The sequence below is a fragment of the Sphingomonas sp. genome (assembly GCF_035944535.1).
Lineage (GTDB): Bacteria > Pseudomonadota > Alphaproteobacteria > Sphingomonadales > Sphingomonadaceae > Sphingomonas_B.
Genome location: NZ_DASZBC010000014.1, coordinates 417792 through 440040 on the forward strand (window position 1 = coordinate 417792; position 22249 = coordinate 440040).

The 22249-nt window shown below is 66.2% G+C and carries 25 protein-coding genes; 14 read left to right on the top strand and 11 right to left on the bottom strand.

The features are described 5' to 3' along the window. Window positions 1-3: 3 nt before the first annotated feature. Window positions 4-315 (top strand): hypothetical protein, encoded by a 312-nt coding sequence (locus VGT77_RS15190; RefSeq protein WP_327463924.1) that lies wholly within the window; start codon window positions 4-6, stop codon window positions 313-315. A gap of 116 nt (window positions 316-431) precedes the next feature. Here VGT77_RS15190 and VGT77_RS15195 read toward each other — a convergent pair whose 3' ends face one another. Together VGT77_RS15195 and VGT77_RS15200 are read right to left on the bottom strand one after the other, a co-directional pair. Then, the gene (locus tag VGT77_RS15195) at window positions 432-2231 is read right to left on the bottom strand and encodes a DUF885 domain-containing protein (RefSeq protein ID WP_327463925.1); all 1800 of its coding nucleotides are present in this window, start codon (window positions 2229-2231) and stop codon (window positions 432-434) included. A gap of 205 nt (window positions 2232-2436) precedes the next feature. Then, the gene (locus VGT77_RS15200) at window positions 2437-2916 is read right to left on the bottom strand and encodes an RcnB family protein (protein ID WP_327463926.1); all 480 of its coding nucleotides are present in this window, start codon (window positions 2914-2916) and stop codon (window positions 2437-2439) included. A gap of 143 nt (window positions 2917-3059) precedes the next feature. Between VGT77_RS15200 and pheS the strand changes: the two genes are divergently transcribed. Beyond that, entirely contained in the window at window positions 3060-4142 is a 1083-nt protein-coding gene (pheS, locus tag VGT77_RS15205) for a phenylalanine--tRNA ligase subunit alpha (RefSeq protein WP_327463927.1), read from the top strand. A gap of 100 nt (window positions 4143-4242) precedes the next feature. Beyond that, window positions 4243-6609 (top strand): phenylalanine--tRNA ligase subunit beta, encoded by a 2367-nt coding sequence (gene pheT / locus VGT77_RS15210; RefSeq protein WP_327463928.1) that lies wholly within the window; start codon window positions 4243-4245, stop codon window positions 6607-6609. Between the two features lie 93 nt (window positions 6610-6702). Here pheT and VGT77_RS15215 read toward each other — a convergent pair whose 3' ends face one another. Genes VGT77_RS15215 through VGT77_RS15225 form a run of 3 tightly spaced genes read right to left on the bottom strand, consistent with a single transcriptional unit; the run spans window position 6703 to window position 8377 of the window. Continuing rightward, a complete protein-coding gene (locus VGT77_RS15215) occupies window positions 6703-7341 on the bottom strand; it encodes a heme exporter protein CcmB (protein ID WP_327463929.1) in 639 nt (212 codons plus the stop codon). Further along, complete coding sequence (ccmA, locus tag VGT77_RS15220; protein WP_327463930.1) at window positions 7341-7979, bottom strand: heme ABC exporter ATP-binding protein CcmA; 639 nt, start codon at window positions 7977-7979, stop codon at window positions 7341-7343. The genes VGT77_RS15215 and ccmA overlap by 1 nt, the downstream gene beginning before the upstream one ends. Further along, window positions 7976-8377, bottom strand: a complete 402-nt coding sequence (locus tag VGT77_RS15225) for a metallopeptidase family protein (RefSeq protein ID WP_327463931.1) — start codon at window positions 8375-8377, stop codon at window positions 7976-7978. The genes ccmA and VGT77_RS15225 overlap by 4 nt, the downstream gene beginning before the upstream one ends. Window positions 8378-8412: 35 nt before the next feature. Here VGT77_RS15225 and VGT77_RS15230 point away from each other — a divergent pair, with 35 nt between their 5' ends. From VGT77_RS15230 to VGT77_RS15245, 4 genes are all read left to right on the top strand, one after another. Then, a complete protein-coding gene (locus tag VGT77_RS15230; RefSeq protein WP_327463932.1) occupies window positions 8413-8706 on the top strand; it encodes a 4a-hydroxytetrahydrobiopterin dehydratase in 294 nt (97 codons plus the stop codon). 36 nt (window positions 8707-8742) lie between these two features. Then, the gene (locus VGT77_RS15235) at window positions 8743-9165 is read left to right on the top strand and encodes a hemerythrin domain-containing protein (protein WP_327463933.1); all 423 of its coding nucleotides are present in this window, start codon (window positions 8743-8745) and stop codon (window positions 9163-9165) included. Between the two features lie 296 nt (window positions 9166-9461). Continuing rightward, window positions 9462-9638 carry a PspC domain-containing protein gene (locus VGT77_RS15240; protein WP_327463934.1) on the top strand — a complete coding sequence of 59 codons (177 nt, stop codon included), beginning with the start codon at window positions 9462-9464 and terminating at the stop codon, window positions 9636-9638. Window positions 9639-9704: 66 nt separating this feature from the next. Beyond that, window positions 9705-10235, top strand: coding sequence for a peroxiredoxin (locus VGT77_RS15245; RefSeq protein WP_327463935.1), 531 nt, complete (start codon window positions 9705-9707; stop codon window positions 10233-10235). 3 nt (window positions 10236-10238) lie between these two features. Here VGT77_RS15245 and VGT77_RS15250 read toward each other — a convergent pair whose 3' ends face one another. Next, window positions 10239-10679, bottom strand: coding sequence for a hypothetical protein (locus tag VGT77_RS15250; RefSeq protein ID WP_327463936.1), 441 nt, complete (start codon window positions 10677-10679; stop codon window positions 10239-10241). A 68-nt stretch (window positions 10680-10747) separates the two neighbouring features. Between VGT77_RS15250 and VGT77_RS15255 the strand changes: the two genes are divergently transcribed. Continuing rightward, window positions 10748-11494, top strand: a complete 747-nt coding sequence (locus tag VGT77_RS15255; RefSeq protein ID WP_327463937.1) for a LytTR family DNA-binding domain-containing protein — start codon at window positions 10748-10750, stop codon at window positions 11492-11494. Here VGT77_RS15255 and VGT77_RS15260 read toward each other — a convergent pair. From VGT77_RS15260 to VGT77_RS15270, 3 genes are read right to left on the bottom strand one after another with little or no spacing between them, the layout of a single operon-like run. Then, complete coding sequence (locus VGT77_RS15260; protein ID WP_327463938.1) at window positions 11491-11949, bottom strand: RidA family protein; 459 nt, start codon at window positions 11947-11949, stop codon at window positions 11491-11493. The two genes, VGT77_RS15255 and VGT77_RS15260, sit on opposite strands and share 4 nt — an antisense overlap. Further along, entirely contained in the window at window positions 11946-12599 is a 654-nt protein-coding gene (locus tag VGT77_RS15265) for an HAD family hydrolase (protein WP_327463939.1), read from the bottom strand. Before VGT77_RS15265 ends, VGT77_RS15260 begins: the two co-directional genes overlap by 4 nt. Continuing rightward, window positions 12596-12862 carry a DUF3572 domain-containing protein gene (locus VGT77_RS15270; RefSeq protein ID WP_327463940.1) on the bottom strand — a complete coding sequence of 89 codons (267 nt, stop codon included), beginning with the start codon at window positions 12860-12862 and terminating at the stop codon, window positions 12596-12598. The genes VGT77_RS15265 and VGT77_RS15270 overlap by 4 nt, the downstream gene beginning before the upstream one ends. Before the next feature lie 42 nt (window positions 12863-12904). Between VGT77_RS15270 and VGT77_RS15275 the strand changes: the two genes are divergently transcribed. Further along, window positions 12905-13267, top strand: a complete 363-nt coding sequence (locus VGT77_RS15275; protein WP_327463941.1) for a response regulator — start codon at window positions 12905-12907, stop codon at window positions 13265-13267. An 85-nt stretch (window positions 13268-13352) separates the two neighbouring features. Here the strand turns inward: VGT77_RS15275 and rpmG are convergent, their stop codons facing one another. Continuing rightward, complete coding sequence (rpmG, locus tag VGT77_RS15280) at window positions 13353-13520, bottom strand: 50S ribosomal protein L33 (RefSeq protein ID WP_046348982.1); 168 nt, start codon at window positions 13518-13520, stop codon at window positions 13353-13355. A gap of 162 nt (window positions 13521-13682) precedes the next feature. Here rpmG and VGT77_RS15285 point away from each other — a divergent pair, with 162 nt between their 5' ends. The 5 genes from VGT77_RS15285 (at window position 13683) to VGT77_RS15305 (ending at window position 18917) form a co-directional block, all read left to right on the top strand. Next, the gene (locus tag VGT77_RS15285) at window positions 13683-13997 is read left to right on the top strand and encodes a hypothetical protein (RefSeq protein ID WP_327463942.1); all 315 of its coding nucleotides are present in this window, start codon (window positions 13683-13685) and stop codon (window positions 13995-13997) included. Between the two features lie 90 nt (window positions 13998-14087). Further along, window positions 14088-16124, top strand: coding sequence for a S9 family peptidase (locus VGT77_RS15290; protein WP_327463943.1), 2037 nt, complete (start codon window positions 14088-14090; stop codon window positions 16122-16124). A 99-nt stretch (window positions 16125-16223) separates the two neighbouring features. Further along, window positions 16224-17087: a dienelactone hydrolase family protein gene (locus VGT77_RS15295; protein ID WP_327463944.1), complete on the top strand. Its 864-nt coding sequence runs from the start codon at window positions 16224-16226 to the stop codon at window positions 17085-17087. A 48-nt stretch (window positions 17088-17135) separates the two neighbouring features. Further along, window positions 17136-17756 (top strand): glutathione S-transferase family protein, encoded by a 621-nt coding sequence (locus VGT77_RS15300; protein WP_327463945.1) that lies wholly within the window; start codon window positions 17136-17138, stop codon window positions 17754-17756. Window positions 17757-17804: 48 nt separating this feature from the next. Continuing rightward, complete coding sequence (locus VGT77_RS15305; protein ID WP_414713414.1) at window positions 17805-18917, top strand: zinc-binding dehydrogenase; 1113 nt, start codon at window positions 17805-17807, stop codon at window positions 18915-18917. 74 nt (window positions 18918-18991) lie between these two features. Here the strand turns inward: VGT77_RS15305 and VGT77_RS15310 are convergent, their stop codons facing one another. Further along, on the bottom strand, window positions 18992-22183 hold the full coding sequence (locus VGT77_RS15310; protein WP_327463947.1) for a WD40/YVTN/BNR-like repeat-containing protein: 3192 nt from the start codon (window positions 22181-22183) through the stop codon (window positions 18992-18994). Window positions 22184-22249 lie beyond the last annotated feature (66 nt).

Below are 22249 nucleotides of genomic sequence, written 5' to 3' on the forward strand. Positions count from 1 at the left end.
GCCATGAAGCGTGAGACGCGGGGCTGGTCGGCGGTGGTGCGGCCCGGATCGGTCCCGAAGCTGACCGTCGAGGGCGAGGTCTGCACCCACCCTTATGCCCAGGCCTTTCTGAAGGAAGGCCGCTCACGGTCAGGCGAACCCGATACCCTGTGCCTGACGCTCACCGTGCTTGCCGACACGCCTCGTGCCGAGCTGAAGAACTGGACGCGAGTGAGTTTCGAGAAGCGGCTTCTCACCCGCGACTATGCGCAGGTGAGGATTGCCGGCACCGGCTCCACGATCCTGATCGAGGTGAAGCAGGTAGTCGGAAGCTGACCTCCGCAATCCTGGCGACCGATGCTGTGGTCGTTGCGAGCGCAGCGAAGCAATCCATTCGCTCGGAGCCGCTGGATTGCTTCGTCGCTTCGCTTCTCGCAATGACGACAGAAGGCTCAAGCTGCCTTCCTGGCCGCGATCCAGTTGTCGATCTTCTTCTCCAGAACCGCCATCGGCAGAGCGCCGGTCATCAGCACCTGGGCGTGGAAGTCGCGCGGGTCGAACTTCGCGCCCAACTCCTTCTGCGCCTTTGCCTTAACGCGCGAAATGGTCAGCTGCCCGACCTTATAGGCGAGCGCCTGGCCGGGGATGGCGATGTAGCGCTCGACTTCGGCGGTCGCCTCGGTCCGGCTCATCGAAGAGTTGCCGAGCATGTAGGCAATCGCCTGGTCGCGGGTCCAACCCTTGGCGTGGATGCCGGTATCGACGACGAGCCGCATTGCGCGCAGCATCTCGTCCTGCAAGCCGCCCATGCGCTGATAGGGGTCGGTCTCCATGCCGAGCTCTTTCCAGAGCTGCTCGGCATAAAGGCCCCAGCCCTCGGAATAGGCGGTGACGCCGCCAAAGCGCATGAAGGCGGGCAGCTCCGCATTCTCCATCGCGAGCGCGATCTGGAAATGGTGGCCCGGCGCGCCTTCGTGCAGGTAAAGCGTCTCCATGCCGTTCAGCGAGCGCGACGGCAGGTCATAGGCGTTGAAGTAAAAGACGCCCGGCCGCTTGCCGTCCGGCGAGCCCGGCTCATAGCTGCCGCCGGCCGAGGTCTTCTCGCGATAGGGCTCGTAATAGCGGATCTCGAGCGGCGTCTTCGGAATGGTCGAGAATTGCTCGCGGATGCGGGCGTCGACGCGCTTGCCGATGGCGTAATAGGCCTGGAGATAGCCCTCCCGGTCCTTCGGCTTGAACTTGGCGTCGGTGCGCAGATGCTCGAAGAACTGGGACAAAGTGCCGGTGAAGCCGACGCGCGTCCGGATCGCCTCCATGTCGTTCTTGATGCGTGCGACTTCGGACAGGCCAAGCTGGTGAACCTGCTCCGGAGTCATGTCGAGCGTCGTATTGTTGCGCACCAGATAGGCGTAGAGCTTGTCGCCGCCCTTCATGTGGACGAGGCCATGGCCTTCGCGGGCGACCGGCAGATATTCGTTCTTCAGAAAGTCGCGAAGCCGCACATAGGCTGGCAGGATGCCGTCCTTCAGCGTGGCGGCATATTCGGCGGTGAGGCGGGTCCGGTCGGCGGCTGAGATCCCATCCGGGAAAGCCTTGACCGGGAGGTAGAAGGTCGAGCCCTCTACGCCTTGATCGATCTGCAGGTTGAGCTGGTCGATGACGTTGTTCACGACCAGCTTGGGCTGGACCACGCCCGAGGCCATGCCCTGGCGAAAGCGCATGATGGCGACATCGATCGCCTTCACATAGTCGCGGTGGCGCTTCAGATTGTTTTCGTAATCCTGGACCGTCTTGAACGGCGCAGCGCCCTTGCCGGACGCGAAACCGGGGTAGAAGACGTGAAAGCCGAAGAAATGGTCGACCGGCCGCACCGCAGTCAGCGCCAGCATTTCGGGCTTCAGGCTCTCGATCGTGTCGAGCGTCTGGAACTCGAACACGTCATAGGCAATCTGGTTGGTGGGCGTCAGCCTGGCGCGGTCGATCGCGCGGAGGCGCTGCAGGTCGCGCTCGGCGGCGGCGCGCGAGGCGTTGTAATAGGCATCGGTGCCGAACTCGCCCAGACGATCGGCATAGCGCATGTCGCCGCGGAAGATCGCCGACAATGGATTAAGCCTCAGCTGCTCTTCGTCGCTTTCGTGAAAAAGCTTCTTCAGCTCGCCATTGGCGTCGGCCTGAATGGCAGCGGCGGTCTGGGCGAGGAGCGTGGCGGGCGCAACAAGGGCGACGGAAGCGAGCAGCAGGGCGAGGCGCATCAGGGACTCCGAAGAAAGGCTGTGTTGCGCCTTTAGGACAGCCGTCCGGTCAGGTGAAGGTGGATCGTCATTGCGAGCGAAGCGAAGCAATCCAGCAGCTCCGTGCCATCTGGATTGCTTCGTCGCTGCGGCTGAGCCGCAGTTTATCCTGAGCGACGCCGCAGGCGGCGTCGACGGGCTCCTCGCAATGACGAGGAAGGTCTTCTTAGTAGAAGAAGTTCGGGATCACCTGCAGCACGCGGCCGTTGCGGGTGTTCACCAGCAGCACGTCGTTGCCGTAGCGGACCCAGCGCTGCACGCCGACCGCACGCGGCAGGCGATAGCGATAGGGATCGGCGATCAGATAGCGCTGCCCGTAAAATCCGCGGTTCAGGACCACGCCTACACGCGCCGGACGATAAGTCAGGCCCCGCGGGGCGTAGTAGCGCGGCAGCGTGTAGACCTGACGATTGTTGCGGCGGTAATCGCGCCAATCCTCGCGCGCCTCGCGGCGAGCATCGCGCAGCTCTTCGCGCTCCTCGCGGACGTCGCGGCGGTCGCCATAACGGCGGGCATCCCGCAACTCCTGGCGCTCTTCACGCACACGCTCCTGGCTGCGGCGCGCTTCGCCATAGCTTTGTGCGCTCGCTCCGGCGGCGGGCATGACGGTTGCGGCGATCAGAGCCGAGATGAGAAACTTACGCATTACTGTCCTCCTGGTTTGATCTGGACGGAGGCTCCTCTGGCCGATTCGGGCTGAACACTCCGGGAATCGGCCCGTCAGGCGCCAGCAAGGTTCAGAGACGCTTTGCTTGCGCCCCCCGTTCCCTTTTGCTTTGGGAGCCGGCAATGACCGACATCGAACAGATCAAGGCCGAGGCTCTTGCCGCCATCGGCGCTGCGGCCGCTCTCGAGGCGCTGGACGCCGAGCGCGTGCGCCTGCTCGGCAAGCAGGGGCAGGTGACGGCGTTGCTCAAGACGCTGGGCGGCATGTCGCCCAAACAGCGGCAGAGCGAAGGGCCCCGGATCAACGGGCTGCGCGAGGCGGTGGCCGACGCAATCGCCGCGCGCAAAGAGGTGCTGGAGAGCGCGGCGCTCGAAGCGCGGCTCGCCTCCGAGCGGCTCGATCTGAGCCTGCCCGCGCCCGAACGGCCGCGCGGATCGGTTCATCCGGTCAGCCAGGTGATGGACGAGCTTGCCGAGATCTTCGCCGACATGGGCTTTGCGGTGGCGACCGGTCCGGAAATCGAGGACGACTGGCACAACTTCACCGCGCTCAACATTCCGGAGACGCATCCGGCGCGAGCGATGCACGACACCTTTTATTTTCCCGATCACATGGCGCGGGACGGCAAGAAGATGCTGCTGCGCACCCACACGTCGCCGGTGCAGATCCGGACAATGACGTCGCAGGAGCCGCCGATCCGCATCATCGCGCCGGGCCGCGTCTATCGCTCCGACAGCGACGCGACGCACACGCCGATGTTCCACCAGATCGAAGGTCTGGTGATCGACCGCGGCATCCATCTCGGCCATCTAAAATGGACGCTGGAGACGTTTCTCAAGGCATTCTTCGAGCGCGACGATGTCATGCTGCGGCTGCGGCCCAGTTATTTTCCGTTCACCGAACCCTCGGCGGAGGTGGATGTCGGCTATAGCCTGAAGGACGGACGCCGCATCGTCGGCGGGTCCGAAGGTTGGATGGAAGTGCTCGGCTCCGGCATGGTCCATCGCCGCGTCATCGAATCCTGCGGGCTCGATCCGGACGAATATAGCGGCTTCGCTTTCGGCACCGGAGTCGACCGGCTGGCGATGCTCAAATATGGCATGGACGACCTCCGCGCCTTCTTCGACGGCGACCTGCGCTGGCTGAAGCATTACGGCTTTCAGGCACTGGACGTGCCCACGCTCAGCGGAGGAGTGGGCGCATGATGCATGCCCACCTTCCCCGTTCGTGTCGAGCGCAGTCGAGACACGCCTTATTGCCGCGCAGCCGTTTCTCGACGTCGCTCGAAACGAACGGAGCCCAAAAGTGAAGTTCACCCTCTCCTGGCTGAAGGACCATCTCGACACGAGCGCGAGCCTCGACGAGATCGTCGCCACCCTGACCCGCATCGGGTTGGAGGTGGAAGGCGTCGAGAACCCGGCCGAGAAGCTGGCCGCCTTCCGCATCGCCAAGGTGCTGACCGCGGACCGCCATCCGCAGGCGGACAAGCTCCAGGTGCTGTCGGTCGATGCGGGCGACGGGCCGATGCAGGTCGTGTGCGGCGCGCCAAATGCCCGTGCAGGCCTGGTCGGCGTGTTCGGCGCGCCAGGTACCTATGTGCCCGGCTCCGGCATCACGCTGAAGGTGGCGGCGATCCGCGGCGTCGAAAGTCGCGGCATGATGTGCTCCGCGCGCGAGTTGGAGCTCGGAGAGGATCATGACGGTATCATCGAGCTCGCCGCCGACGCGCCGGTGGGGACAAGCTTCGCAGCCTGGTCGGGACTCGACGACCCGGTTATCGACATCGCCGTCACGCCCAACAGACAAGACTGCATGGGCGTGCGCGGCATCGCCCGGGATCTGGCCGCCGCCGGCCTGGGCACGCTAAAACCGCTCGACGTGCCGAAGATCGCTGGCAGCTTTGTCTCGCCGGTCGAAGTGCGGACGGATGATCCGGAGGGCTGCCCTGCTTTCTTTGGCCGCGTCATTCGCGGCGTGCGCAACGGCGCCTCGCCCGACTGGCTGCAGCGGCGGCTTAAGGCGGTGGGGCAGCGGCCGATCTCTGCCATCGTCGACATCACCAATTATGTGATGCTCGATCATGGTCGGCCGAGCCATGCCTATGACCTGGCCAAGCTCTCTGGCGCCGTGGTGGCGCGGCGGGCGCGCGACGGCGAAACCGCGCTCGCGCTCAACGGCAAGGAATATGCGCTGACGCCCGAGATGACGGTGATCGCCGACGACGGTGGCGTGCACGATATCGGCGGCATAATGGGCGGCGAGCATTCGGGCGTCGCCGAGGACACGACGGACATCCTGCTCGAGATCGCCTATTTCAAGCCGGAGCGGATCGCGCGCACCGGCCAGGCGCTGGGGCTTACGTCAGACGCGCGGGCGCGGTTCGAGCGGGGCGTCGACCCGGCCTTTCTGAACGATGCGATGGCGATCCTGACCGGCCGCATCCTCGACATTTGCGGCGGCGAAGCGTCGGAGCCGTTCCGGTCCGGCGAGCCGCCGGCCGAGCCTAAGCAGCTCCGCTACGATCCGGCTTTGTGCGTCGCGCTCGGCGGGCTGAACGTGCCGGCAGACGAGCAGCGAGCGATCCTGGAGCGGCTGGGCTTCATCGTCTCCCCCGATTGGGACGTGACGGTGCCGACCTGGCGCCGCGACGTGGACGGTCCGGCCGACCTGGTCGAGGAAGTGGTGCGGATCGCCGGAATCGACAATGTGCCGTCGACGCCGCTGCCGCGCGCCGACGGCGTCGCCAAGCCGACGGCAACTCCCGAACAGATGGTCGAGCGCCGCGTCCGCCGCATCGCCGCCGCGCGCGGGCTGAACGAGGCGGTGACCTGGAGCTTCGTGTCGGAGAAGGAAGCGCAGGCGCTCGGCGGCGGCAGCTGGACGCTCGACAACCCGATCAGCGAAGACATGAAGGTGATGCGCCCGTCGCTGCTGATCGGGCTGATGAGCGCCGCGCAGCGCAATCTCGACCGGGGCGCCAAGTCGGTGCGCCTGTTCGAACTGGGCCGGCGCTATTTCGCTGACGCCGAACGCCCGACGGTCGGCTTTGTGCTGGCGGGCGAGCGCGCCGCGCGCGACTGGAAGACGGGGAAAGCGCAGCCCTTCGATGCCTATGACGGCAAGGCGGAAGTGATCGCCTTGCTGGAAGCGGTCGGCGCGCCCGTCGAAAATCTGCAGGTGAGGGGCGAGGCATCCGCCGCCTATCATCCCGGCCAGTCGGCGACGCTGCGCCTGGGACCGAAGTCGGTGCTGGCCGAGTTCGGCGTGCTTCACCCAACCATCGCCCACGCCTTCGATCTCGACGGCAGCGTCGTCGCCGGCGAGATCTTCCTCGACGCCCTTCCGGCGCGGCGCGGGACCGGGCGCATGCGCACGCCCTATACGCCGCCGGCGCTGCAGCCGGTAACGCGGGACTTCGCTTTCCTGGTGCCGGAGGCGCTCGCGGCCGCCGACTTGGTCCGGGCGGTGCGCGGCGCCGACAAGAACGCAATCACGTCCGCGCGGCTGTTCGATGTCTTCGTCGGCTCCGGCGTACCGGAAGGACAGAAGTCGCTTGCGGTCGAAGTGACTCTGCAGCCGGGGGAGAAGAGCTTCACCGAAGAGGAGCTCACGGCGATCTCAGGCCGCATCGTCGCCGCCGCGGCCAAGCTGCACGCGACGCTAAGGGGCTAACACAGCTTTCGTCATCCCCGCGGAAGCGGGGACCCAGCTTTCTTCTCTCCTCCCTCTGGGTTCCCGCTTTCGCGGGAATGACGAAGTGGGGCGTTAGGTCCGCGCAGCTCGAAGCGCAGCGCCGGCGGCGAAGGGTGCGCCCGCGACTAGCAGCAGCGACACGGCGGCGAGCAGCTTCAGCGCGCTGCCGCTGCCGTCGGTAAGTGCGCCGGCGCCGAAGATCAGCACCGGCACTGCGAGCGGCAACATCAGCAGCCCGCCGAGCGCGCCTGCGCCGCGTAGCCCGGCCGTGAGCGAGGCGGTCGTCAGCCCCAGCGCGGCGAGCGCGGGCGTGCCGATGGCGAGGCCTGCCTCCAGCCTGATCAAGGTCTGCGCATCGACCCGCAACAATGCGGCGGCAGGTAGCACCGACAGCAGCAGCGGCGGGCCGAAGCTCAGCCAATGCGCGGCGAGCTTGGCGGCGGCGACGCTTTCGTCCGAATGGCCGCGCACCGCGAGTTGATCGAGCACTCCGGACAACCGGTCGGGCTCGATCAGGCGGTCCACCGGCAGCAGTGCGGCGAGCAAGGCCGCCATCCAGAGCACCCCGCCGCCGGTGCGTGCGAGCAACTGCGCGTCCGGTCCGACCGCAAAGGCGAACAAGGTCGCCACCAGCAGGAAGAAGACGACCGGGAGGACCACGCCGCCCGCGCGCCAGGCCTGGGCGACATCGCGGCGGATGAGTGAATACATCAGCCTGCCCCAACTCCGTTCGTATCGAGCGAAGTCGAGATACGCTTCTCGACTTCGCTCGAAGCGAACGGATCAAGGAGGATCGTTTTTGGAGAGGGAAGGCTTAGAGCCTGATGCGTCGCCGCAACCACAATCCCGCCCGCCGCCTGATGCTCGGCGCAGGCGCGTTCCAATCGTCCGACCGCCTCCGCGTCCAAGCCGTTGGCCGGCTCGTCGAGCAGCCAGATCGGGGCACCGCTGGCGATCACGCGGGCGAGGGCGGCGCGCTTGCGTTGGCCCGTCGAGAGCATCCGCACCGGCACGGGCGCAAGATGACCAAGGTCCATGGCGGCCATGGCTCCCTCCACCGAGTCATTGCGCCCGTCGAGCCCGACCCAGAAGCTGAGGGCCCGCTCAAGCGGCAGCTCGCGATCGAGCGCGGCATTCTCGTCGGCCAGGGCGGCGGCGCCGTCACGCTCCACCCGGCCGGCCACGACTTCGAGCAGCCCGGCGGCGATGCGCAACAGGCTAGACTTGCCGGTGCCGTTCGGGCCGGTCACCACCGCCGCCTCGCCCGCGCCGAGCGCGAAGCTCACGCCTGCGAACAACAGCCGGCCGCCGCGCAGGCACGCGACACTGTCGAAAGCGAGGCTCGTCACCCGGCGGCTTCTTCCAGCGCGTGCATATCGGCATCGGACAGGCCGAAATGATGCCCGACTTCGTGCACCAGCACATGCGTGACCAGGGCTTCCAGCGAGACGCCGGTCTCCACCCATTCGTCGAGGATCGGGCGGCGATAGAGGTGGATCATGTCGGGCAGCGTACCGCTGTCACCCGACGACTTCTCCCCGACCGGTCGGCCCGAATAGAGGCCGGTGAGATCGAATGGGTCCTCGATGCCGAGTTCGTCGAGCACCGCGTCCGCGGCGAACTCCTCTACGCGCAGCACCACATCGCCGAGATGGGCGCGGAACGCCTCCGGCAAGCGCGCCAATGCGTCGCGGGCGAGCCGTTCGATCGTCGCGGCGTCGGGTGCGTAATTTGCCTGTCCGGCCATGGCGGTGACATAGGCGAGGCAGGAGGATGCGGACAATGGTCGAGCAGTTGAACGAGGCGGAACGGGCAGCGGCGCTCGACCGGCTGGGTGAGTGGGACTATGACGAGGCGCGTGACGCGCTGACCCGCAGCTTCCTCTTCGCCGACTTTTCCGAAGCCTTCGCCTTCATGACACGCGTCGCGCTTCTGGCCGAGAAATTCGACCATCACCCGGAATGGTCGAATGTGTGGAACCGGGTCGACATGCTGCTGACCACCCATGATGCGGGCGGCCTTTCCGAGCGCGACGTGCGCATGGCCGAAGCCGTGGAACTTCTGCTTCGTTCTTAAGGCTTTGCTGACTCTTCGGCGTCAGTTCGGGAGGCAATGAAAAAGGTCGCCGAAGTCGAAACCATGTGCGCGCAGCATGAAGCGCTGCGCGAAATCGCCAAACTGTACCGGCTGGAGCTGGCACGACCGGCGCCGGACGCGCGCTCGCTGGCGGACTGCCGCTGGAAGCTGATGCGGCTCGTGACCGGGCATCTGGCCTATGAGGGACTGCACCTCTACCCCGCTTTGTACAAGGCAGGCGGGACCGCGGGGGAGACGGCGCGGCAGATGGCGGACGAAATCGGACAGTTGAGCTGCGCGCTGCAATGTCATGTCCGGGATTGGACAGCGGCCCGAATCGAAAGCGACTGGCCGGGCTATCGCGCTGCGGCCGAAGAGCTGATCGTGCAGCTGCTCCGCCGCTTGGAGCGGGAGGAGAAGTCTCTCTACCCGCTGATGCCCATGGCGAAAGCCGCCTGATCTTGGTGTGAGATGAGCTGAAGTTGGCATTTCCCGCCAACTCCGGTCGGGTCGGAGCCGATTTCTCCCTGAGAGATCGACTTGGCACGGGCTGTGCAAAGTCCCTGGCATAGCCGGACGGAAGGTCCGACCGGCAGATCAGGGAGTAACAAAATGTCTCGCTTTTCATCGATGTTCGACACGGTCGCTTCGGTCATCGCCGCGGTTGCCGTTGGCACCATGTTCATCGTCGCCGCCGTCGGCCCCGCCGCCGCCCCGATGATCGCCTAATCCACCGCCGATCGGGAGTAAGTGAAATGTCCGCATTCCGCCTCGATCGCGGCAACGCCAGACTGATGGGCGTCTGCGCGGGAGTGGGAAATGCAACAGGGATCGACCCGTTGCTGGTCAGGCTGGCCCTGTTCATCAGCGTGCTGATCCTGGGTCCGGTTATGATCCTGGCCTATTTTCTCACCGCCTGGGCCGCGAACTGACACTGGCACCTTGGGCCTGGGGCGCTTAAGCTGGCGGCGCCCCAACGCCTTTCCAAGGAGCCGCTCATGATCCGCTTCGCTCTCGGCCTGTCGCTGCTGCTCGTATCAGGCTCCGCGCAAGCGGCTCTCGCCCGCGGGGCCGTAGCCCCCGATTTCACGACTCAAGGCGCGCTTGCCGGCAAGCCCTTCCCCTTTTCCTTGAAGCAGGCGCTGAAGAAGGGTCCGGTGGTGCTCTATTTCTTCCCCGCCGCCTTCACACCCGGCTGCACGATCGAGGCGCATGAGTTCGCCGAGGCCACGCCCGAGTTCAACAGGCTGGGCGCCACCGTGGTGGGCGTTTCGGCCGATTCCATCGACAAGCTCCAGCGCTTCTCCGTCGAGGAATGCCGCAACAAGTTCGCTGTTGCGACCGCCACCCCTGCCATGATCAAGGCCTATGACGTGGCCCTGCAGGTTCGCCCCGGCATGACCAATCGCACCTCTTACGTCATCGCGCCCAACGGCAAGATCGTCCACGCCTACACGGCGATGAGTCCGCAGGGGCATGTGTCCGGGACCATGGCGGCGGTGAAGAAGTGGAAGGCCGGACGTAAATAGGTCTCAGCGCTGGCGGGGATAGAGGAGGGCGGGGCGTTGCCGTGCGATCATCGGGAAGATGCGGCCGCCATGATAGGCGACCGTCCCGCACATCATGTCGCCCGCGTCAAAAAGCCGGCCGGTGAACACGACATCGCCTTCGAGGGACGCGACCGCCATCGTTACCGCAGCACCGTCCAGCGTCAGCTTGCGAATGGCGAGGCTGTTGGTCGCATAGATCGTCAGGGATCCGCCCCAGGCGCCGTCGATCGGCCCCAGCGCCATGGTGCCGCGCGAAATCTGCCCGCCCGCATCCATCGCGAAGTCCCACGTGCCTTGCAGGTTGGCGGGCTTGGACGAGGTGCTGGCAGGAAGATTGGTGCAGGGCCCGGCATCGGCCGACGGTACGGTCTGGCCCATGGCAGGGGCGGCAATCAGGGCAGCGGCGACGGCGAGAAGGCGCATGAACACTCCTTGTGGTTGGTCCCGCGACGAGTGGCGGCTCTGTAGCCGGTGAGACAAGGCGCTCATTCGTGAAGAACCGGCTCGATTTCGCGGACGCGAGATGGATGCGCTTGGCGAAGCGCGAACGGCCGGACTGGCTGCGTCAGCTTGGCATGGCGCTGCTTGTCGGCGTGCTGCTCGGCGTGTTTGGGCCCTTCCGCTCCTCCGCGACGATGAGCGTGGGCGCGCGTTACGCCTTCTGGGTCGCGAGTGCGCTGGCTGGGCTGCTCTGCCTGTGGGGGGCGGATGCGCTGCTCGGCGACAAGACCCGGCGATCGGCCTGGCTGCGCGCGGCGGCACTGGCGGCGGCATCGGCGGTGCCAATGACCTTCTTCGTCGCCTGGCTATTTTCCCTGGTGCAGCCGGGACGGGTTTTTCCGCCGGGACGCCTGCTCGCGCTCTACTTTGCCGTCGCGCTGGTGCAGCTGATCCTGGCGGCTGCAGTCAGGCGGGGCACGGCCGTTCCGGAACCTTCCCAGCCACCGCGGACATCACGCCTGCCGCGGGAGCTTGGCGACGATGTCATCGCGCTGGAGGCGGAGGATCATTATCTGCGCGTGCACCGATCGAGCGGATCGACGCTCGTGCTGATGAGGCTCGCCGACGCGGTCGCGGCCGATGACGGTCACCAAGGCTTGCAGGTGCACCGCAGCTGGTGGGTGAGCCGCGATGCCGTGGAGCGGATGGAAGGCGCCCGGCTGCACTTGTCGAACGGCCTTAACGTGCCGGTGGGCCGCACCTTTGCCGCGCAGGTGCGGGCGGCGTTCCGCAGCTAGGCCTTGACCGCCACCACCGCGTCGACCTCCACCGCCACGCCTAGCGGCAGGCTGGGCACGCCGACCGCGCTGCGGGCGTGCTTTCCGGCGTCTCCGAACACTTCCGCCATCAGCAGCGAGCAGCCGTCCGCTACCTTGGGCTGTTCGGTGAAGTCGCCAGTCGAGTTCACGAACACGCCGAGCTTCACCACGCGGGCGACGCGGTCGAGCGAGCCGAGCGCCGCCTTCATCTGGGCCAGCAACATGATGCCGCAACTCTGGGCGGCGTCGCGTCCGGCCTCCAGGTCCATGTCTTCGCCCAGCCGGCCGGTGATCCGCTGGCCATCGCGCTGCGACACCTGGCCCGAGATATAGAGGAAGCCGCCAATCTCTACGGCCGGCACATAGGCGGCAACCGGGGCGGCGGGTTCGGGAAGGGTGATGCCGAGTTCGGCGAGGCGCTGGTCGATGCTCATGACGGCTCCCCAATCACCGGCGCCGCCGTCGCGTCAAGCTCGGAGGTCAGCCGCTGTCGGATCCAGTGCCTGGCCTCCGTCCAATCGTCGATACGGGCATGGGCCTGGGGCGCGGGCGGCATGATCGCGGCCAGCTCCGGCTCTGCGATCATGTGCAGCCGATGCACCTGCGGCGCGGCCTTCGCGACCGAGGCATGATGGATAGCGAGATCGTCGACGAACACGGCGGCGCTCGGCCGGTATTCCTCGAGCAGCGCCGTCACTGGCGTGCCCTTGCCGCCCTGGTTGCACATCACGCGGTGCCGAATGCCGAGCGCGTCCAGCTGTGCCATGCGCCGCTCCTGATGCTCGTCGAGCAGGTTCGTCAGCACCACCACATCGGCGATCTCGGCGAGTTCGGCGAGCGCTTCGGCGGCGTGGGGCACGAGCGTCTGGCGGTGCATTTCAGTCTCGAAAAAGGCGTTCAGCAGCGGCCAGGTTTGCTCGCGCGCCAGTATTTCCCCGGTCTTGCGGTGGCGGACGGCGCGCGAATAGTCGCGGGCGGCCAAGTCGAAGTCCACGTCATGCGCTTCATCGAGCCAAGCCCGGAAATGGCTGACCATATGCAGCAGCACTTCGTCGCAATCGGTGATGAGGAGGGGGCGGTTCATCCTTCCAGCTCCCGCTGTGCCGCGACGAGCTCCTCCGGCTTGACGCCGATCGCTTGGGCGCAGGCGATCAGGTCGGGCTCATGCGCCTCCAGGAAGCCGAGCACAGCGGCTTGGACGGCGGGCATCTCGATGCGGGCGCGCAGGTCATTCGTGGTTAACCCGGTCAGGCCAAGCAACCGCTCGGCCCGACGCGAGTCTTCCAGGCACCAGGCCAGTGCCATCAGGGCGAGCGTCGAGGCATTGTTTGTTGGTGGAGCGCGCATGGTCTATGTGGATAAGTGCGGGGGCGAGAGTGTGAGGTGCTTGTGAGTAAGAAAGTGCTCGTTGTCGAGGACAACGAACTCAACCTCAAGCTCTTCTGCGACTTGTTGCGCGCGCACGACTATGTCGCCGTGCCGGTGCGCGACGGCCGCGAAGCGGTCGCGCGTGCGCGGGAGTTCGCGCCCGATCTGGTGATCATGGATATTCAGTTGCCGAACGTCAGCGGCCTGGAACTGATCGAGACGCTGAAGGCGGACGAGCAATTGAAGCCGATCCCGATCATGGCTGTCACCGCGTATGCCGGCAAAGGCGATGAGGAACGCATCCGCGCGGCGGGGGCGGAGGCCTATGTGTCGAAGCCGATCTCGGTCGGACGGTTCGTGGAGAGCGTGGAGGCGCTGGTCTGATGATGTGCTCCGGCGAAGGCCGGAGCCCAGAGTCGCTTTCGGGCTGGATCCCGGCCTGCGCCGGGATGACGAGCCTAAAGGCTTGTCACTTGATCTTGGCTTCCTTGAACTCGACGTGCTTGCGGGCGACGGGATCGTATTTCCGGAAGCTCAATTTCTCGGTCTGGGTGCGCGGGTTCTTCTTGGTGACGTAGAAAAAGCCCGTGTCCGCGGAGCTGACGAGCTTGATCTTGACGGTGGTCGGCTTGGCCATGGCCCAACTCTCTTGATTTCGCGAAAAAGAAAAGCGGCGTCGCCGCCGCTCTGTCAGCCGCGCCCCATGCAGCCAAGCCGCCGCAGAGTCAAGCCGCTCGGCCTTAACGCGGCTTTCACGAAGAGCTGCTTAGCCTTCCTTGGCAGAGATCTGGAGGGCCATATGCATCAGGACGGGATGAAGCAGGTTCAGGCGGATCTGTGCGAGCGGATCGACGGACTGCGAGCGGCCGTTCCGTACGGTTCCGTGGCCGGCCTGTGCGACAAGGCCTCGGACCTGCGGCACCTCGCCCAGCGCTATGAAATCCGACCGGTCGCCGATCTCGCCTGGAAGCTCGAAGGGCGGCTGGCCAGGGGCGAGCGCGGGCCGGCGGTGCTCGACATGCTCTCTCTTATGCGCGAGGCGAGCGAATGCGGCCGCACCGACAGCCAGGCGGCCAGCGCCTGGGCCGCGGCGGCTTCCGTCCGCCTCTCCTGACATCCCTCTCTTGAGCCGGCGCTTTTCTTCTTCCATGGGGGGAGATTAGGCGCCGGGCAGGGGCCCGGCGCGCCGATAAGAGGCTGACCCATGCGCCGCCCATTGATCGCCCTTGCCTTCTGTCTCGCCGCTCCCCTCCACGCCCAGCCCGCCGACGGCCCCAGCCGCACGCTGCAGGGTGGCGACCTGTTCAGCCTGGAAGTCGCCACCGACCCGCAGATCAGTCCGGATGGTTCGATCATTGCCTATGTCCGCCGCTCGGGCGACATCATGACCGACCGCGCGCGGCCGACCATCTGGCAGATCGACACGCGCACCGGCGCCCATTCGCCGCTGATCGCCGGGCCGGGATCGCACACCAGCCCGCGCTGGTCGCCCGATGGCCGGCGCCTTGCCTATGTCTCGACCGCGGAAGGCGGCGCGCCGCAGCTGTTCGTGCGCTGGATGGCGACGGCGCAGACTGCGCGCGTCACCGGCCTGCCGACTTCGCCCGGCCAGATCGTCTGGTCGCCGGACGGCACCCGCCTTGCCTATACCATGCTGGTGCCCGCCGAGGCGCCCGCGCTGGGCAAGCCCCTCAAGAAACCGGAAGGCGCGGAATGGGCCAAGCCGCTCGAAATCTATGACCGCGTCGTCTATCGCACCGACAGTCAGGGCTATCTGAAGCCTGGCCTTACCCAGATCTTTACGGTTTCGGCCGAGGGCGGCGCGCCGCGCCAGGTCACCTTCGCCAAGGCGCCGATCGGCGGGCAGATCGACTGGACGAGCGACGGCCGCAAGTTGCTGTTCAGCGCCAACCTGACCGACAAATGGCAGCTGGAAGGCAATGACAGCGAACTGCAGGAAGTGGATGTCGAGACCGGCGCCATCCGTGCGCTGACCGATCGCCGCGGCCCCGATCAGGATCCCGTTACCTCGCCCGACGGCAAATGGATCGCCTTCACCGGCTATGACGATGCGGGACGCGCCTATGAGGCGGACGAGCTTTATGTGATGCCCGCCGGCGGCGGCGCGCCGCGCGCGCTGACGCCGCGGCTCGATCGCAGCGTCTCCTCGCCGGTCTGGTCGGCAGACAGCCGCGCCATCTATGTCTCCTATGATGACAAGGGCGTCACCAAGGTCGCGCGCGTTGGGATGGACGGATCGATGCGGACGGTGGCCGAGGGGCTGACCGGGTCAGCGCTCGACCGGCCCTACACCGGCGGCGAGTTCAGCGTGGCGCGAGACGGCTCCGTCGCCGCCACTGTCGGCAATCCGCAGCGCCCGTCGGACATCGCGCTGGTGCGGGGCGGGACGACACGGACTCTGACCCGGCTCAACCAGGAACTGTTCGCGGGCAAGACGCTGGGCGCGGTGCAGAAGGTCAACGTCACCGCATTCGACGGCAAGCCGATCGACGCCTGGCTGACGCTCCCCCCGACGCCGGCCGCGGGTGGCAAGCACCCGCTGGTCCTGGAGATCCATGGCGGCCCGCACTCCGCATACGGCCCGTCTTTCGCGACCGACAACCAGCTCTATGCGAGTGCCGGCTATGCGGTGCTGTCGGTCAATCCGCGCGGCTCCACCTCCTATGGCGAGGCGTTCGCCAACGAGATCGACAAGACCTATCCGGCGCGCGACTATGACGACCTGATGAGCGCGGTCGATGCGGCGATCGCGACCGGGCAGATCGATCCGAACAATCTGTTCGTGACCGGCGGCTCCGGCGGCGGCGTGCTGACCAGCTGGATCATCGGCAAGACCGACCGGTTCAAGGCGGCCGCGACTCAGAAGCCGGTGATCGACTGGGCGAGCTTTGCGCTGACCGCCGACAACCCCGCCTTCTTCACCAAATATTGGTTCGGCAAGAAGCCATGGGAAGACCCCCAGCTTTACTGGTCGCGTTCGCCGCTGTCGCTGGTCGGGAATGTGAAGACGCCGACCCTGGTCGTCGTCGGCTCGGAGGACTACCGGACCCCGGTCAGCGAGGCCGAGCAATATTATTCTGCACTCCAGCTGCAGGGCGTGCCCACGATGCTCGTCAAGGTTCCAGGCGCGAGCCATGGCGGCCTCGCCGTCCGACCGTCGCAATCTGCGGCCAAGGCAGCGGCGATCATCGCCTGGTTCGACCGGTACAGGGCCAAATAATACCCCTCGTCATTCCCGCGAAAGCGGGAACCCAGTTCTTCGCTTCAGCTGGGTCCCCGCTTTCGCGGGGATGACGGAAGAAGAAGCAGGAGAGCGTGAATGAACGACAGCATCCGCCAGCAGGCGATCGAACTGTATGATGCCTTCACGCATGAAGGCCGCGACCGCCGCGCCTTTCTGCGCGAGATGACGCTGCTGGCTGGCGGTGCCGCCGCAGCGGAGGCGCTGATAGCATCCATCGCTGCCTCGCCGGCTGCCGCGGCCGTGGTGCCGGCGGACGACAAGCGGCTGAAGACGCGCAGGGATCGTTGGGAGAGCGCGCCGGGTCGGGCGATGAGCGCCTATGTCGCCGAGCCGGCGCGCGGCAAGGCTGGGCCGCTCATTGTCGTCATTCACGAGAATCGGGGCCTCAACGAGCATATCCGCGACGTGGCAAGGCTCGTTGCGCTGGCTGGCTATCGCGCGGTCGCGCCCGATTTGCTGACGCCTGCGGGCGGCACCCCGGCCGACGAGAACAAGGCACGGCAAATGATCGGTGCGCTCGACCTCGCCGACACAGTGAAGGATGCGCAATCGGTGTTCCCGCGCTTCTCCGGTGGTCGCAAGGCGGGCGTGACCGGCTTTTGCTGGGGCGGGGCGATGGTGAACCGGCTTGCGGTCGCCGACGCGCCGGGGCTCGCGGCGACGGTGAGCTATTACGGCCCGGCGCCTGCTCCCGAGGAGGCGGCCAAGGTCGCCATTCCCCTGATGCTTCATTTGCCGGAGCTGGATGCGCGGGTGGCTGGGACGGTGCGGCCTTTCGTCGCCGCGCTGCAGGCGGCAGACAAGCCGGTGACGCTGCACGAATATGCCGGCGCCAACCACGCCTTCAACAACGACACCTCGGCCGAACGCTATAATGAGGCGGCGGCAAAGCTTGCCTGGGAGCGGACGCTGGCCTTCTTCAAGACGCATTTGGCCTGAATGATTGTTCCTGCTATGTTCTAATCGACTCGAACAAGGGAGAGCCGCATGGCCGAGCTGACTTTCTACACCAACCCGATGTCGCGCGGCGCGATCGTCCGCTGGATGCTGGAGGAAGTGGGCGCGCCCTATGAGACGGTGGTGTTGGAATATGGCACGACGATGAAGGCGCCGGAGTATCTCGCGATCAATCCGATGGGGAAGGTGCCGGCGATCAAGCACGGTGATGTGGTAGTGACCGAGGGCGCGGCGATCTGCGCCTATCTCGCCGATGCATACCCGGAGGCGGGCCTGGCGCCGCCGCCTGGCTCCAAGGAGCGCGGGCCTTATTATCGCTGGATGTTCTACGGGGCCGGACCCGTGGAGGCCGCCATCATCGACAAGACGCTGGGCGTAGACATCCCGGCCGATAAGAAGGCGATGGTCGGCTATGGCGATTACGACACGGTCGTCGATGTGCTCGATGGCCATTTCTCCGAGAATGAATGGGCCGCCGGTGGCCGGTTCACGGCGGCGGACGTCTATCTCGGCTCGCAGATCGTCTGGGGCACGCAGTTCGGCACGCTGCCGAAGCGCGACAGTTTCGATGCCTATGTCGGTCGGCTGACCAGCCGTCCGGCCGCGCAGCGCGCGCAGGAGATCGACGCCAAGCTGCGCCCGCAAGGCTAGATCATGCCCGATCCGGCTTTATAGATCGGGCCGGACCAACAAAGGGGCATGGACATGGACAGCCTGGAACTTCGCTCGCTCGTCACCGGGGACGGCACGTTGCGCATCAGCCTAGAGCCGCAGGAACTGGGCGAGCCGGGCCCTGGCGAGCTGCTCGTGCGCGTCGAGGCGGCGCCGATCAACCCGTCCGACCTGGGCCTGCTGCTCGGGCCCGCCGACGTGTCGACGCTGCAGCTGGACGGCGACGTGCTCACCGCCAAAGTGCCGCAGGAGCGGCTGGGCGCGGTCGCGGCGCGGCTCGGACAGTCGCTGCCCGTCGGCAATGAAGGCGCCGGCACCGTTATTGCCGCAGGGCCGGACCAGCAGCAGCTGATCGGCCGCGTCGTCGGCATGATCGGCGGCGCGATGTACGCCCAGCATCGGCGTATCGCCGCCCGCGATTGCATCGTGCTGCCGGAAGGCGCCACCCCGGCCGAAGGAGCGTCGCTGTTCGTCAACCCGCTGACCGCGCTCGGCTTCGTCGAGACGATGAAGGCCGAAGGGCACAAGGCAATCGTGCACACTGCCGCCGCCTCCAATCTCGGCCAGATGCTGGTGCGCATCTGCCTGGCCGATGGCGTGCCGCTGGTGAACATCGTCCGCAGCGCCGAACAGGAGAAGCTGCTGCGCGACCTCGGCGCCGAGCATGTCGTCGACAGCAGCCAGGCCGACTTCATCCAGAAGCTCGAAGCCGCGATCGACGCGACCGGCGCGACCATCGCCTTCGACGCGATCGGAGGCGGCAAGCTCGGCAGCCAGATCATGTCGGCCATGGAGCGCGTCGCCTCTCGGAAGATGGGCAGCTACAGCCGCTACGGCTCCGACAGCTTCAAGCAGCTCTATATCTATGGCGCGCTCGATCTCGGGCCCACCATCCTGAACCGCTTGTCCTTCGGCTTTTCCTGGAGCGTCGGTGGTTGGCTGCTGACGCCGTTCCTGCAGAAAGCAGGCATGGAGACCAATGTGCGCCTGCGCGAACGCGTCGCGCGCGAGTTCCGCACCACCTTTGCCAGCCACTATACCGACACGATCAGCCTTCGCGATGCGCTCAGGCCGGAGGTAGTCCGCGCCTATGAGCAAAAGCGGACGGGATCGAAATACCTGATCGATCCGAGCCGCTGACGCATAACTGCTCCCCGGCGCAGGCCGGGGCCCACTCGTCCGTGCCGCTGGACCCGGCCTTCGCCGGGGAGCGGCTATTCTTCTCCCGCTCCACCTTCTTTGGCCGTTCCTGCCGGTGCGGCCGGGAGCGCGCGGCGTTCGACGGGCTTCAGCCCGGCCGCACGCAGCCGCTGGTTCAGCGCCGGCAAGCTGCCAAGCGCCTGCTCTAGTGCGGCGAGCTGCGCATCGAGCTGGCCGGACAGGGTCGCGAACGCCTGCTCGGTCTGGTCGGTCGGTGGCGCTTCGGCGCTCTCGACCGTTCCGATCAGCCCGGCAAGCTTGTCGTTGAGCATGATCGGGTAATTGAGCGGGTCCTGCCGGCTGCGATTCTGCACCTGGTAGAGCCGGCCTTCGACCGCGCTCAGCTTCGCGTCGAAGTCACCCAGTTCCGCCTTCAGCCCGGCATCGGCCGTCTTTGCGGATGCGGCCGCCGTCTGCTGCTTGACGCCACGGATCAGCAGCACCGCTTCGTTGGCCTGACTGACGCGCGCCGAGATGCGGTTGGCGAGGTCGAAGCGCCGCTGCAGGTCGGCTGGTGTCGCGGTGGTGACGCGCGGATCGGCGCGCAGTTCGAATGGCTGCACCTGGGCACGGCCATCCACCGTCAGCCGGGCCTGATAGCGGCCGGGCAGCGCCGTAATGCCGCGGTTGCGGCTGGTCCACAGGATCATGTTCGGAAACTCAGTGAAACCGGGATGGCGCATGTTCCAGACGAACCGGTTGAGACCGGCCTTCATGCCCGCGGTCGGCACCGGGATCGGCCCGTCATCGTCTTCCTCGGGCTTCTTATACTCCTTGGTGCTCCCAGCGAAGCTCTGGATCAGCTTGCCGTCAGGGCCGAGGATATCGAGCGATAGCTTGCGTGGGGCTTTCGGCAGGAAATAATCGATCGCCACGCCTTCGTCGACGCCGCGAACGGCCGCCGACGGCGTGAACAGCCGCAGCCGCCGGTCCTCGCCTGACGCGAGCTGTCGCAGCACGCCGATATCGTCCATCACCCAGAAGGACCGGCCATGGGTGGCGATGACCAGGTCGCGGTCGGTGACGGCGAGGTCGGAGACCTGCACCGCCGGCAGGTTGCGTTGCAATTTGTGCCAGCGCCCGCCCGCGTCGAACGACACCCACACGCCCCGTTCGGTGCCGAGATAGAGCAGGCCCGGCCGCTTCAAATCCTCGCGAATGCTGCGCGCCATCTCGTCGGCGGGGATGCCGCTCGCGATCGCCGACCAGCTGCGGCCATAGTCGGTCGTCCTGAAGACATAGGGCTTGAAGTCGCCGAGCAGAAAGCGATGCCCGGTCAGATAGGCGGTGCCCGCCTTGTGCGGCGAATCCTCGACCGTGGTGATCTTCACATTGGCGGGCAGTGCCTCGGGCGTGATGTCCGCCCAATTGCCACCGCCGTCGCGCGTCACATGCACCATGCCGTCGTCGGACGCGGCCCAGATGACACCACGTTCCAGCCGCGAAGGCGCCAGCGCGAAGATCGTCGCATAGGTCTCGACGCCGGTCTGGTCGCGGGTGATGGGTCCCCCCGACGGACCCAAAGTCGCCGGATCGTGGCGCGTCAGGTCGGGGCTGATCTTCTCCCAGCTCTGACCTTCGTTCCGCGTCCGCCAGACATGTTGGGACGTGACATAGAGCGTGCCCGGCTCGTGCGGATCGAACACGATCGGATAGGTCCATTGGAAGCGTTCGGCGATGTCGCCGGCCGAATAGCCCATCGGATTGTCGGGATTGACGTTGATCCGCCGTTCCTGGCCGGTCGCATGATCGTATCGGTCCAGCGTGCCGCCATAACTGCCCGAATAGAAGATGTTCGGATTGCGCGGATCGTTGGTGACATAGCCGCTCTCGCCGCCACCGGCCGCGAAGCCGTACAGCCCTCCCAGCACATTGACGTGCTTCCAGTCGCGCGAGGGCACGCAGATCGTGGAGTTATCCTGCTGGCCGCCGCAGACGAAGTAAGGGAAGTGGTTGCTGACCGAGACGCGGTACATCTGCGCAGTCGGATAATTCTGCTTGGTCCAGCTGGTGCCGCCGTTGACGCTGACATTGGCGCCGCCGTCGTTCGACTGGACCATGCGCTGATTGTCGTTGGGCGCGATCCACAGGTCGTGATTGTCGCCGTGCGGCACCTTGATCTTGGTCTTGAACGTCTTGCCGCCATCGTCGGAGCGGAAGAAGTCGACGTTCAGCACATAGACCCGGTCCTTCAGTTTCGGATCGGCGACCAGGCGCGAGTAATAGAAAGCGCGTTGGCGAAGGTCGCGATGATCGTTGGTGCGGGTCCAGCTGGCTCCCGCATCGTCGGACACGAACACGCCGCCATCCTGATGCTCGACGATCGCATAGACGCGCTTGGCATCGGCCGGCGAGACGCTGACGCCGATCTTCCCGATCAGGCCCGTCTGCGGCATGCCCTTGGCGCGGGTGAGTTCGGTCCAGGTCGCGCCGCCGTCGGTGGACTTGAACAGGCCGCTGCCCGGCCCGCCCGAACTCATCCCCCAAGGCTTGCGCCAGGCTTCCCAGAGTGATGCGTAGAGCGTGTCTGGGTTGTTCGGGTCGAGAGAGATGTCGACGGCGCCGGTGCGCGGGTCGCGGTAGAGCACTTTCTTCCAGCTCTTGCCGCCGTCGACCGTCTTGAAAACTCCGCGCTCTTCATTCGGCTCGCCATAATGGCCGAAGCCGCCGACATAGACGGTGTCGCAATTCTTCGGATGGATGCGCACGCGGGAGAAATTCTGGACCTCGGCCAGTCCGATCTTCTTCCAGGTCTTGCCGGCATCGACCGTCTTCCACACGCCGTTGCCGGGCAGGATATTGCCGCGCAGTTGAGTTTCGCCGGTGGTCGCATAGACCACATCCGGATTGGCTTCGCAGACGGCGACGCCGCCCATCGCGGCCGTGTCCAGTTGGCCGTCCGTGACAGCGGACCAGCTGGTGCCGCCGTCGGTCGTCTTCCAGATGCCACCCCCGGTCGCCGCGAAATAATATTCGTTGGGCCGCGCCACGCTGCCCGAGGAGGAGATCGAGCGGCCGCCGCGATTGGGGCCGATGTTGCGCCATTTAAGGGCGGTGAAATAGGCTTCCTCGCCCTTGGGCAGCGGCTCGGGCTTTGTCGCGGGATCGGCGGGCTTGGCACCCGCATCAACCGCCTTGGCCGAGTCTTGCGCGGCGGCAGGAACAGTCAGCAGCGCGAAGCTAAGGACAAAGGGGATGCCGCGCATGTTCCTGCTCCTGATTATTCTTTGGCGCCGCAATAGCATGGCGGTGGTCTGCAGCAATGGCCAGGT